Below are 12,831 nucleotides of genomic sequence, written 5' to 3' on the forward strand. Positions count from 1 at the left end.
CGGCAGACGAAGCGGGAGGTCAATGGCCTGCCGCTCGCTGCACTGCAACACGCTTGATAACAACAATAAAACGAAGCTTTGAGGAGGCTGCATGGCCTTTCACCCAATCGCCGCAGACGATGACGACTGTGCTGTCGGTGTTGCGCGTCCGTATGCCTGGATCGTCTTCGCACTGACGTTCGGGCTGTTGATTTCCGATTACATGTCGCGCCAGGTGCTGAACGCAGTGTTCCCGATGCTCAAGGTCGAATGGGCCCTGAGCGACGGCCAGCTCGGCCTGCTCAGTGGCATTGTCGCGCTGATGGTGGGGCTGCTGACATTTCCCCTGTCATTGCTGGCGGATCGCTTCGGCCGGGTCAAGAGTCTGGCGCTGATGGCCTTGCTGTGGAGTCTGGCGACGCTGGGCTGCGCAGTGGCGCAGGACTATCAGCAGATGTTCATTGCACGGTTCATGGTCGGCGTCGGCGAAGCGGCGTACGGCAGCGTCGGCATCGCGGTGGTGATTTCGGTGTTTCCCAAACACCTGCGTGCAACGCTGACCAGTGCCTTCATGGCGGGCGGTATGTTCGGTTCGGTATTAGGCATGGCGCTGGGCGGTGCAATCGCCGCCAAGCTTGGCTGGCGCTGGTCGTTTGCCGGCATGTCGCTGTTCGGCCTGCTGCTGGCAGTGCTTTACCCGGTCATCGTCAAGGAAGCGCGCATTGCGCCGCAACGTGCCTCCCTGGCGGCGAACAAGGCAGCGGCAGCGGTCAAGCGTCCGTTGCGTACGCTGTTTTCCAGCCGCTCGGTGATCGCTGCCTACATCGGCAGTGGCTTGCAACTGTTCGTCGGCGGCACCGTCATTGTGTGGATGCCCAGTTACCTCAATCGTTATTACGACATGGCCACGGACAAGGCGGGCGGTGTCGCGGCGATCATCGTGCTGTGCAGCGGGGCGGGGATGATCCTGTGCGGCATGCTCAGCGATCGACTGTCGCGTCATGCGCCGGAGCGCAAAGTCGCCTTGGCCATCGCCTATTGCCTGGGCAGTTGCCTGCTGTTGTCGGCGGCGTTCGCACTGCCGGCAGGGCCTGTGCAATTGGTGCTGATCTGCCTGGGCATGTTGATTGCTGCCGGCACGACCGGCCCTTGCGGAGCGATGGTTGCCAACCTGACCCATTACTCGGTCCACGGCACGGCCTTCGCTACGCTGACCCTGGCCAACAACATGCTGGGGCTGGCGCCTGGGCCGTTCATCACCGGCAAGGTGTCCGACCTCATTGGCTTGCAGGCTGCTTTTCAGTGGGTGCCGCTGGTCAGCCTCGCGGCTGCGCCCGTGTTCTTTTATGCCAAGTGTCATTACCACAAGGACATTGCCCGGCTTAAGGGCGAGCAAGTCCACGATTCGATGAGCAAAGCAGTGTTAGAGGTGAAGGTGTGAGTGGTCGTTTACGTATTGATGTGTTCTTCGATTTCATCTGTCCCTGGTGCCTGATCGGCAAGCGTCAACTGGAGCATGCGCAGGTACAGTTTCGCAGTCGCCACCCGGATGTGCAGATCACCACGGTGTGGCATGGCGTGCAGCTGCTGCCTCAGTTGCCGGTACAAGGTGAGCCCTTCGCCGATTTCTACCGCAAACGTCTGGGCAATGCCGACGCTATGACCATGCGCCAAGCCCAGGTACAGCAGGCTGCCGCGGCGGTTGGACTGACCCTCGACCTCAGCCACATCGAGACGATGCCCAACACCGCAGACGCCCACCGTTTGTTCGAACGAGTCAGCGTACTGGGCAATGCTACTCAGCGTGAAATGTTGCTCGAACGGCTGTTCACCGCTTATTTCCGCAGACGCGAAAACCTGGGGTGCCGCGAGACCTTGCTCGCCATTGCCCGCTCCTGCGGCGTCGATACAGACGCGGTGCTCGATTGCCTGAAGGGCGACGCCACGCCATTCGATGGCTTCCCCGGCGCGACCAGTGGGGTGCCGAGCTTTCAGTTCGACCGCCGCATGACGGTGATCGGTGCACAACCTGCTCAGGCATTGCTCGGGGCCATGAGCCAGGCACTGAAAGAAAGTGATTACGAGCGGCAACCGGCATGAGCCTTCGTATCCCTGTGCCTGCCGGAAAACTCCCGCAGGCGGGCGGTCGTGCACTGTTCGAATTCGATGACAAAAGCCTGGCGTTATTCAACGTCGAAGGTGACGTGTTCGCCATCGACGACAGTTGCCCGCACCAGGGCGCCTCGCTGTGTGGCGGGCGCCTTGAGGGGCGGGTGATTCAGTGTTGCGCCCACGGCCTGCGCTTCGATCTGCGCAGCGGTTACTTGCTCAATTCCACCGCAGTCAAAGTCGCCAACTACCCGGTCGAGATCATCGACGGCCAGGCATTCATCGTCATCGTTCCCGAGGAGGCCGCGCCATGAGCGCCATCGCTCTCACCCGTATCCACAGCCGAACGCGCGAATTGGCGCCAGGTTTTGTCGTCAGCTTGATCGTTGCTGCCGCAGCGTCCTTTTTGTCCGAGCACTACGGCGCGCCGGTGATGTTGTTTGCCTTGCTGTTGGGCATGGCGCTGAACTTCCTGGCCGGTGACGGCGTCTGCAAGGCCGGCATCGAGTTCACTGCGCGCACTGTGTTGCGCATCGGCGTGGCGTTGTTGGGTATGCGCATCACGCTCGAACAGATTGCCGCGCTGGGCTGGAAGCCTGTGGCGCTGGTGGTGATTCTGGTGGTGGTGACCATCGGCGTTTCAGTGATCGCAGCCAAGGCCATGGGATTCCAGCGTTTGTTCGGCATGCTCACCGGTGGGGCCACTGCAATTTGTGGTGCGTCGGCGGCGTTGGCGCTGGCGGCAGCATTGCCGAACCATCCGCAGAAAGAACGCGCAACGTTATTCACGGTGATCGGGGTGTCGGCGCTGTCGACCCTGGCGATGATCGTGTACCCGATGATTGCCAATTGGCTGTCGTTGTCACCACAAGTGGCGGGCGTGTTCCTGGGGGCGACCATCCACGATGTCGCCCAGGTCGTCGGTGCCGGTTACAGCATGTCGACCGAGACCGGCGATACGGCCACGGTGGTCAAGCTGATGCGGGTCGCCATGCTGCTGCCGGTGATCGTCTGCGCCGCCATGATCACCCGCATGCAGGGCGCCGACCCGACCGGCAAACGACCGCCGCTGCTGCCATGGTTCGCCGTCGGGTTTCTGATTCTGGCCTGTATCAACAGCACCGGATGGGTGGCCCCGGCGGTGCAGGGATCGGTCAATGAATTGTCGCGCTGGTGCCTGGTGGTTTCCATCAGCGCCTTGGGTATGAAGACCCAGCTCAAGGAGCTGGCGGCGGTGGGCATCAAGCCGATCCTGTTGATGGTGGGGGAGACGGTGTTCCTCGTCGTACTGGTGCTGTTGTTGCTGCGGTGGGGGCTTTAGAGCCTGACGCAAAACGCTTTATGGCAGGGCTGCACTGCGGTCGACTCCTAGTCGCAGTGGGGCTCCCGACCGGTGTCACAAACATCGGTTTTTTGCGGCGACTGTACCAGCAGTCGCCGCTTTTTTTTTTGTGGAGATCCCAGGGTTCCTTTCAGTCGTCCCAGGGTTCCGTGGAGCCGGGCAGGGTGCTTGGCTCGCTGAGTGCCTTGGGTTGTTTTTGCGCGCTGCGCCAAGCCGCCGGCGGCATACCGAACTGGGTGATGAACCAGCGTGTGAAGGAACTCGCCATGGAGTAGCCGAGCATGTCAGCGATCCGGCCCAACGAGTAATTCGGGTTTTCCAGGTAGCGCAGCACCAGGTCGCGGCGTACGTCGTTGATCAGGTCGTTGAAGGCGCAGCCGTCGTCTTTGAGGCGTCGTTGCAGGGTCCGAACGTTCATGCCCTGGGTCTGGGCGATCTGTTCGATGGTGGCGCGTCCCATCGGCAACAACAGGTAGATGGCTTTGCGCACTTCGAACAGCATCGAAGGGCCTTCGTGGTTCAGCAGCGAGTCGAGGTAACTCTGGGCGTAGCGCGCCATGGCCGGGTCGGCATGCGGGTTGGTCATGTCGAGGCTGGCATTGGGACAGACAATGCCATTGAACTCGCTACCGAACTCCAGCTTGCAGCCGAACAGACGGCGATGCAGTTGCAGGTTGTCGGGAGGCTGGTGCGTGAAGTTGACACTGTAGGGATGCCAGTGTGCGCCGAGCAGGGCGGCGCACAGGCGAAACATCACGCCGATGGCCAGTTCATTGGCTTGTCGGCAGGGCATCGGCGATTCGGTGACCACCTCTTCGCGAATGATCACCATCTTGCCCGCCTCCTCGATGAAGAGGGCCAGCGAATCGTTCATCAGATGCCGGTAGTGCACCAACACTTGCAACGTATCGCGCAGCGTACGCTGGTGGCTGAGCAGCAGACTGACCACGCCGAAGTCCGAGAGCTGGCGCGACTCGGCCATGCTCAGGCCGAAGCTCTGGCAGCCACTGGCGACGGCTGAATCCTCCAGCAGACGCACGGCGGCATCGATGGGAATGCGATGCTCAGGGGCTTGCAGCTTGGCTTTGCTCAAACCGACGCCGGCCAGTACATCGCGCGGGTTGAACCCCAGGTACTGAGTGACTTCCAGGTAGTTGGTCAAGACGGCGGCGCGAACAAGCTTGGGCATGCGAAGGTCCTTCCTGGGCCGGTTGCGATTCAAATTTGCGTGGCGACTATATCCAGCACATCAACAATTGAACAGTTGTGACGTTGTCGAGGGCGCTCGCCCAATGCTGTCCAAAATCACACCGTTGTTGTGCAGCAATCGATGCTCACCCATTGATTACAGTGAGCTGTAGAGAACCTGCGGGGATATTCGACCAATGGTCGCGGCTCGCCAACACCTGGAAATTTGTCATGAAAAGAAAAGTGCCTGACGTCCAATGAAAAGCGCCTCGGGCGGGCGCTCTTTAATGTCAGTCCTACAAAAAGCCCCTGGCGATAGAGCCAGTCGAGTCATCGAGAAAGCGAAGGTGTTGAAGTGGACAAACTGCAAACTGCCGCAACCGTTCTGATCGTACCGGGTCTGCGCGAGCACGTTGCCGAACATTGGCAAACGTTGCTGGAAACCAGGCTGTGCAAGGTGCGCAGTGTGCCGCCGCTGGACACCGACAAGCTCGATTGCGCCAAGCGGGTCGAAGCGATTCAGCATGAATTGGAACAGATCGACGGGCCGGTGATTCTGGTCGCTCACAGCGCCGGCGTGTTGATGGTTGCGCACTGGGCTGCCCTGCACAGTCGGCCGATCAAAGGCGCGCTGCTGGCCGCTCCGCCGGACCTTGATGCCCAATGGCCGCAAGGCTACCCCTCCGTTGAAACCCTGCGTACCCAGGGTTGGGACCCTCTACCCAAAGGCCGGTTGCCGTTCCGCAGCCTGGTGGCCGCCAGTACCAACGACCATCTCGCCAGCCTGGACGCCGCCACGCGCATGGCCGAAGGCTGGGGCAGCGAACTGCTCAATCTCGGCGAAGTCGGTCATCTCAATCCTGCTGCCGGGTATGGGCGCTGGCCACACGCCGAAGCACTCATCCTCGAACTGGACCGCTAATTCAGGCGTCGGTTGGCCCGCGCCATCCGGCATTTGCCCTCATTCCTGAAAACGTAAACCCCTGGAACAAGGGGTTGCGCGAGGGCGGCTGCGCTTAAAACAAATACAAAAAGGCGGAGACAACGCAATGCACAACAATAAGAGTCACGGGTTCGCACCCTCGCGTTACACCTTGTTGGCCTCGGCCATTCTGGCCGCCGCCGTGCCGGTCGCGCAGGCGGTCGAGCTCGACACCGGTAACCCGGACTGGACCGTGCGTCTTGATAACACCGTGAAGTACAACTACGGCGTACGCACCGAAAGCGCCGACAAACGCATGCTGGCAACGCCGAACAACAACGACGGCGACTACAACTTCCGCAAGGCCGGGACCAACATCACCAACCGTGTTGACCTGTTGACCGAGATGGATGTGGTCTACCAGAACCACATGGGTTTTCGTGTCAGCGCCGCCAGTTGGTACGACAAGGCCTACGAGAACACCGGTTCCAATTCCAACCCGTTCGTCAACGGCAACGACGCAAGGTCGGGGCTGGTCGCCAACGACCCACGTCTGGCCGGGGTCACCGGCGACAACGTCGGCAACGGCAGCCCGCACCTGAGCAACTATGCCCAGCGTTACTACACCGGTCCGTCCGGCGAAATCCTCGATGCCTTCGTGTTCTACAGCACCGAAGTGGGCGAGGAGTCGCTGCTGAGCGTCAAGGCCGGACAGCACAACGTGTTCTGGGGCGAGACCATTCTCAACCCGGTGCACTCGATCAGCTACGGCCAATCCGGACTGGACCTGGCCAAACTGGCTGCCTCGCCCGGAACCGAAGCCAAGGAACTGTTCGTTCCGCGTAATCAGCTGTCGATGTCATTCACGGTCAATCCCGAACTGACCGTGGGCGCCCAGTATTTCCTCGATTGGGACGCCGCGCGCCTGCCGGAAGCCGGCACTTATTACGGTGGTTCCGATCTGGTCGGTTTCGGTGCGCAGTCGTTCCTGCTGGGCAACACCAATGGCGTGGTGCCGGGCAGTCCGCTGGGTTGTGGCCTGGCACCCTGCAACGGGTTGACCAATGTGCGTCGCGGTCATGACCTTACGCCGGACAAGCGCGGTGACTGGGGGATTATGGCCAAGTGGTCGCCGGCCTGGCTGGATGGCACCCTCGGCGTTTACTACCGCGAAACCTCGGAAATCCTGCCGCAAGCGTGGCTGGATGCCAGAGGCCTGAGTTCGGCCAACCCCAACGGCACCCCGCCAGCGGGGCAAGTGCCTGCGGTGGTCAATACGCTCAACTCGCTGAGCACCGCCACCTATCAAATGGCCTATGCCGACAACATCAAGATCGTTGGCCTGAGCCTGTCCAAGGATGTGGGCGGGGTGAGTGTGGGTTCGGACCTGAACATTCGTCACAACATGCCGCTGGCCAGTATTCCGGCGATTGTCAGCACTAACAGTCCGCTAGGCCTGGGCGCGGGTCTTGGCCTGTTGCCAGCGCGTACGGCTGCCACCGGTGTGGTGTATGACACCCCGGAGAGGGGCGACAGCATGGCCGCCACCGGCGACACCTTGCACTGGACGCTCAACGGTCTGATGACCATTGCTAAAACGCCGGTGTTCGATTCGGCAACCCTGCTGGGCGAGCTGTATTACAGCAACCTGCTCAAGCTCGATAGCAAGAACGAGGCGCTCTACAAGGGCAAGGACACCTATCGCGGCATCGACCAGCCGACCCGGGACAACTGGGGCGTCGCGGTCAACTTCACACCAACCTGGTACCAGGTGTTTCCCGGCGTCGACCTCAATGCACCGATGTCCGTCAACGTGGGCCTTGCCGGAGTGTCGCCAGTGTCCGGTGGCGGTGCCAAAGACACCGGTAACTACGCCATCGGCCTCGGGGCAGTTGTGTACAACAAATACTTCGTTGATCTGAAGTACGTGGACTCCTTCGGCAAGACCGACAAGTGCGACGCCAGCGGTCTGAGCACCGGCGCGGCCAATGCCGGCAGCGGCGACGGCTCCACACCCAATGCCTTTAGCGGCAATGAAAACTACGCCTGTTACGGCGGTGGCTACTCGGCCTTCTCCGGTGGTGGTGCAACGACTGAGGACCGTGGCGCCGTTTACCTGACGATGAAAACCACTTTTTGATTCACCACTGATTTGCTCAATGCAAGCAGGAGAATAACAAGATGAAATTCGCCAAAACCGTGTTGGCCGCTTCGCTGGCCATGGTCCTTGCCGCCCAGGCACAGGCCGCTGTTTCACCTCAGGACGTTGCAAAACTCGGCAGCAGCCTGACCTTGGTGGGCGCCGAAAAGGCCGGGAACGCTGATGGTTCCATCCCCGCCTACAGCGGTGGCCTGACCACGCCGCCGGCCAGTTTCAAAGCCGGCGACAGCATGCGTCCGGACCCGTTCGCCAACGAAAAACCGCTGCTGGTGATCGACGGCAAGAACGTCGATCAGTATAAGAATATGCTCAGCGCCACCACGGTCGAACTGGCCAAGCGCTTCCCGACTTTCCGTGTCGATGTGTTCCCGACTCACCGCACCGTCTCGCTGCCTCAAGCCATCCTGGATAACGGCGTGAAGAACGCCAGCGGCGCCAAGTCGCTCGAAGGTGGACTGGCCATCGACAACGTGCTGCCCGGCGCACCGTTCCCGATCCCGCAGTCGGGCAACGAAGCAATGTGGAACTTCCTGTTGCGTTATCAGGGCGTGAGCATCAACACCAAGTACGACTCGTGGAACGTCGATTCCGCTGGCGTTGCGAGCCTGGCGATCACCGGGCAGGCGTTCATTTCCTATCCGATCTACGAAAACCTGACGCAGCCGATCAGCAGCGCCGATGTGTACTACCAGATGAAGCTCTCTTACACCGGCCCGGCGCGCCGGGCCGGTGAAGCGATCATGCTCAAGGACGCCGCCAACCCGTTGCAGCAACCACGTCGCGCCTGGCAGTACTTGCCGGGCCAGCGTCGGGTGAAACTGGCGCCGAACCTGGCCTACGACACGCCGAACCCTGGCACCGCCGGCGCGGGCACCTACGATGACGTGTTCGTGTTCAACGGGGCGCTGGATCGCTATGACTGGAAGCTTACGGGCAAGCAGGAAATGATCGTGCCCTACAACACCTACAAGCTGACCTACGTCCAGGATCCGAAGTCGCTGACCACCGCCAATCACCTCGCGCCGGACTTCGTGCGCTGGGAAAAACACCGCGTGTGGGTCGTCGAAGGCACCCTCAAGTCCGGTGCTCGCCACATCTACGCCAAGCGCCGCTTCTACCTCGACGAAGACAGCTGGACCGCTCTGGCTTCGGATCAATACGACGCCCGTGGCCAGCTCTATCGCGGTTCCTTCGCCTTCCTCAGCCAGAGCTATGACAAGCAGGTGCCGGACTCCACGCCGTTCATGATCTACGACCTGGTCGGCGGCACGTACAACATCAACGGAGTGGTCGGCCCTTACGGCGGCATCAAGTACATCGACCCGCTCTCCAAGGCGCAGTGGTCGTCGGAGTCCCTGGCCGGCGCCGGTATTCGCTGAGCCAACCGCAAAAACGCCCGCTCGACTCACTGCTCACGAGGCGGTGGGGGCGAGCGGGCGCCAGGTTTCAACGTCAGGCACACGGACGTGTGTCCCGGCGCGGTTTTCCGAAGAGGACGCGGTATGTGTTCGTATAAATATTGTTTGCAGCTGGCGTTTGGCGTTGTGCTCGGCGTGTTGCAGGGCATCACCCACGCAGCCGACTACGTCGATGTGCTGGACCTGCCTGTCAGGGTCAGCACCTTGGCCGTCAACAGTCCGTTGTCCGGTATGGCCCGCGCCGGTGAGCGCGTGATCGCCGTCGGCCAGCGAGGCCATATTGTGTTTTCCGATGATTCCGGTCAGCACTGGCAGCAGGCCGCTGTGCCGACCAGTGCCGACCTTACTGCGGTGAGTTTTCCGACCACCACCCAGGGCTGGGCGGTGGGTAACGACGGCGTGGTGTTGCACAGCAGCGACGCGGGTGCGACCTGGCGCAAGCAACTGGACGGCCGCGAGATCGGGGCCTTGCTGGTCAAGCATTACCAGGCGTTGGCCGGTGCAGAACCTGGCAACGAACAATGGCCGCTGCTGGTCGCCGAAGGTGAGCGCCTGGTGGCGCAGGGTGCCGACAAACCCTTGCTCGATGTCTGGTTCGCCAACGACCGCCTCGGCTATGTGGTCGGGGTGTTTAACCTGATCCTGCGCACCGAGGATGGCGGCCAGAGCTGGACGCCGTTCCAGGACCGCACCGACAACCCGCAGGGTTTTCACCTCAACGCCATCGCCTCCACCGGCGATGCGCTGTACATCGCCGGCGAGCAAGGCTTGTTGTTGAAATGGAATGACGCCCAACAGCGCTTCGCCGCCATGCAGACACCTTATCAGGGCAGTTTTTTCGGTGTTATCGGAAAACCCGGGGAAGCGCTCGTCTACGGCTTGCGCGGCAATGTGCTGCGCAGCACCGATGGCGGTCTCAGCTGGACCCCGCAGGACAGTGGACTGCACGTCAGCATCACCGCCGGCATCGTCGATGCGCAGGGTGATTACCGCTTGTTCACTCAGGGCGGGCAGATGCTGGTGAGCCAGGGCACCGGTGCGCAAATGCACTGGGTGCAGCAAGCCGAACCGGTGCCGGTGACGGGCGTCACGCGCGCCGCCGACGGTGCGTTGGTGGTGGTTGGCAGCCGTGGTGCACGGACGCTGTCCGTTGAATAAGCCCTCGAACCCTTAGAGCGAGAACCCAGACATGGGCCATACCAAACAAGAAACCATGCCGGTGATCCGCGATCTGCGGGACTTCGACCGCCAATCCGGCAATCGGCTGGAGCGGCTGGTGTTCAACTACCGTCCGCTGTTCATGCTGCTGATGGCGCTGGCCACCGTGGTGTTGGGCTACATGGCCGCGACGCGCCTGGAGCTGCGCCCCAGCTTCGAGAAAATGATTCCGCAGAGCCAGCCGTACATCCAGAACTTCCTGGAAAACCGCCAGTCGTTGCGCGGTTTGGGCAACTCGGTGCGGGTGGTGGTGGAGAACACTCAGGGCGATATTTTCGACCCCGGTTACCTGGATGTGCTCAAGCAGGTCAATGACAAATTGTTCCTCACCGAAGGCGTCGACCGCGCCTGGATGAAGTCGTTGTGGAGCCCGGCGGTGCGCTGGACCGAAGTCACCGAGGAAGGTTTCCAGGGTGGCCCGGTGATGCCCGATACCTATGAGGGCAAGCCTGAGCAAATCGAACAGCTGCGCCAGAACATTTCCCGCGCCGGTATCGTCGGCAGTCTGGTGGCCAGCGACTACAAATCGAGCATGCTGATCGTGCCGCTGCTGGACAAGGCCACGGCCAGCGGTCAACGCATCGACTACCACGCCTTTTCGCAGATGCTCGAGGAGCAGTTGCGCGACAAGATCGAATTCACCGGTGACAGTGCTGCACGCAAAGCCGGGGAGGAGGGCAAGGGCCAGTACAAAGTCCGGGTGATCGGTTTCGCCAAACTGATGGGCGACCTGATCGACGGGCTGATTCAGGTGATGATGTTCTTCGGCCTGGCGGTGGTCACTTCGCTGATCATCATTTACGCCTACACCCGATGCGTTCGCAGCACCTTGCTGGTGGTCGGCTGCTCGCTGATCGCGGTGGTCTGGCAACTCGGCATCGTCGCCTGGCTCGGCTATGCCATCGACCCGTACTCGGTGCTGGTGCCTTTTCTGATTTTCGCCATCGGTGTGTCCCATGCGGCGCAGAAGATGAACGGGATCATGCAAGACATCGCCCGTGGCACCCACAAGCTGATCGCCGCACGCTACACCTTCCGCCGTCTGTTCATTGCCGGCGTCACGGCGCTGCTGGCCGACGCTGTCGGATTCGCGGTGCTGATGCTGATCGATATTCCGGTGATACGAGACCTGGCGATCACCGCCAGTATCGGTGTGGCGGTGCTGATTTTTACCTCGCTATTGCTGATGCCGGTGGCGCTGTCTTATGTCGGCGTCGGCGTCGGTGCCTGGGCTGCCGAGCGTGCGCTGAAAATCGACACGCGCGCAGAAGGGCACAAAGGCTTCGGCAAACTGTGGGACTTGCTCGACCGCTTCACCACGGCCAAATGGGCCACGGGCGCGGTATTGGTCGCGGTGCTGATGGGCATCGGCGGCTTCATGGTCAGCCTGCAACTGAAGATCGGCGATCTGGAAAGTGGCGCACCGGAGTTGCGTGCCGACTCGCGCTACAACCGTGACAACGCCTACATCACCAGCCACTACGCGCTGTCCAGCGACCTGTTCGCGGTGATGATCAAGACCGCACCGGAAGGCTGTCTGAACTACAAGACGTTGATTCTCGCCGACCGACTGGCCTGGGAGCTGCAGCAGTATCCGGGCGTACAGGCCACGGCTTCGTTGGTCAACGCGGTGCGCCAAATCACCGCCGGCACTTATGAAGGCAACCCCAAGCTCAACAGCATCCAGCGCAATCAGGACGTGCTGAACTACGCCGCGCAACAAGCCTCGGTCAACTCCCCGGAGTTGTTCAACACCGATTGTTCGCTGATGCCGGTGATCACCTTCCTCAAGGATCACAAGGCCGAGACGCTGGATGCGGTGGTGGGCATCGCCGAAAAGTTCGCCCGGGAGAACAACAGCGAAGATCGCCAGTTCCTGCTGGCGGCCGGATCGGCCGGGATTGAGGCGGCGACCAACATTGTGGTGCGCGAGGCCAATCGCACCATGCTGTTGTACGTCTATGCGGCGGTGACGCTGTTCTGCCTGATCACCTTCCGCAGTTGGCGCGCGACCCTGGTCGCCCTGCTGCCACTGGTGCTGACGTCGATCCTCTGCGAAGCGTTGATGGTGGTCATGGGCATTGGCGTGAAAGTCGCGACCCTGCCGGTGATCGCATTGGGCGTGGGAATCGGCGTGGATTACGCGTTGTACCTGCTCAGCGTGCAGTTGCATTACCAGCGCCAGGGCCTGCCGCTGTCTCAGGCTTACCGCAACGCCGTGTCGTTTACCGGCCGGGTGGTGGGCCTGGTGGGCATCACCCTGGCGGCTGGCGTGGTGTGCTGGGTCTGGTCGCCGATCAAGTTCCAGGCCGACATGGGCATCCTGCTGACCTTCATGTTCCTGTGGAACATGCTCGGTGCGCTGATCCTGATTCCTGCCCTGTCTTACTTCCTGCTGCGTCACCCCGTTCCGCAAGCCCAAGTGGCACAAGCCGGTGCAACCGGCACATCCCAACGCCAGGGCATGCCGCATGCCCTGACCACTTCCGAGTAA

Annotated in this window: 10 protein-coding genes; 9 read left to right on the forward strand and 1 reads right to left on the reverse strand. The window is 61.5% G+C overall.

Going from position 1 to position 12,831, the window contains the following annotated elements:
* Positions 1 to 91: 91 nt before the first annotated feature.
* From ACYZTZ_RS09545 to ACYZTZ_RS09560, 4 genes are read left to right on the forward strand one after another with little or no spacing between them, the layout of a single operon-like run.
* Complete coding sequence (locus ACYZTZ_RS09545) at positions 92 to 1,420, forward strand: MFS transporter (protein ID WP_461997969.1); 1,329 nt, start codon at positions 92 to 94, stop codon at positions 1,418 to 1,420.
* The gene (locus ACYZTZ_RS09550; RefSeq protein WP_461997970.1) at positions 1,417 to 2,079 is read left to right on the forward strand and encodes a DsbA family oxidoreductase; all 663 of its coding nucleotides are present in this window, start codon (positions 1,417 to 1,419) and stop codon (positions 2,077 to 2,079) included. The genes ACYZTZ_RS09545 and ACYZTZ_RS09550 overlap by 4 nt, the downstream gene beginning before the upstream one ends.
* Entirely contained in the window at positions 2,076 to 2,402 is a 327-nt protein-coding gene (locus tag ACYZTZ_RS09555; RefSeq protein ID WP_150655558.1) for a Rieske (2Fe-2S) protein, read from the forward strand. The genes ACYZTZ_RS09550 and ACYZTZ_RS09555 overlap by 4 nt, the downstream gene beginning before the upstream one ends.
* The gene (locus tag ACYZTZ_RS09560) at positions 2,399 to 3,409 is read left to right on the forward strand and encodes a YeiH family protein (RefSeq protein ID WP_461997971.1); all 1,011 of its coding nucleotides are present in this window, start codon (positions 2,399 to 2,401) and stop codon (positions 3,407 to 3,409) included. Before ACYZTZ_RS09555 ends, ACYZTZ_RS09560 begins: the two co-directional genes overlap by 4 nt.
* Before the next feature lie 151 nt (positions 3,410 to 3,560).
* Here the strand turns inward: ACYZTZ_RS09560 and ACYZTZ_RS09565 are convergent, their stop codons facing one another.
* A complete protein-coding gene (locus ACYZTZ_RS09565; protein ID WP_461997972.1) occupies positions 3,561 to 4,619 on the reverse strand; it encodes an AraC family transcriptional regulator in 1,059 nt (352 codons plus the stop codon).
* 354 nt (positions 4,620 to 4,973) lie between these two features.
* Here ACYZTZ_RS09565 and ACYZTZ_RS09570 point away from each other — a divergent pair, with 354 nt between their 5' ends.
* The 5 genes from ACYZTZ_RS09570 to ACYZTZ_RS09590 all read left to right on the forward strand — a co-directional run bounded on the left by ACYZTZ_RS09570 (position 4,974) and on the right by ACYZTZ_RS09590 (position 12,831).
* A complete protein-coding gene (locus tag ACYZTZ_RS09570; protein ID WP_461997973.1) occupies positions 4,974 to 5,540 on the forward strand; it encodes an RBBP9/YdeN family alpha/beta hydrolase in 567 nt (188 codons plus the stop codon).
* 127 nt (positions 5,541 to 5,667) lie between these two features.
* Entirely contained in the window at positions 5,668 to 7,680 is a 2,013-nt protein-coding gene (locus ACYZTZ_RS09575; RefSeq protein ID WP_461997974.1) for a DUF1302 domain-containing protein, read from the forward strand.
* Between the two features lie 41 nt (positions 7,681 to 7,721).
* On the forward strand, positions 7,722 to 9,080 hold the full coding sequence (locus tag ACYZTZ_RS09580) for a DUF1329 domain-containing protein (protein WP_461997975.1): 1,359 nt from the start codon (positions 7,722 to 7,724) through the stop codon (positions 9,078 to 9,080).
* A gap of 123 nt (positions 9,081 to 9,203) precedes the next feature.
* Positions 9,204 to 10,277 (forward strand): WD40/YVTN/BNR-like repeat-containing protein, encoded by a 1,074-nt coding sequence (locus ACYZTZ_RS09585; RefSeq protein ID WP_461997976.1) that lies wholly within the window; start codon positions 9,204 to 9,206, stop codon positions 10,275 to 10,277.
* A gap of 31 nt (positions 10,278 to 10,308) precedes the next feature.
* Complete coding sequence (locus ACYZTZ_RS09590; protein ID WP_461997977.1) at positions 10,309 to 12,831, forward strand: efflux RND transporter permease subunit; 2,523 nt, start codon at positions 10,309 to 10,311, stop codon at positions 12,829 to 12,831.

It is taken from the genome of Pseudomonas sp. LB3P58, assembly GCF_054897895.1.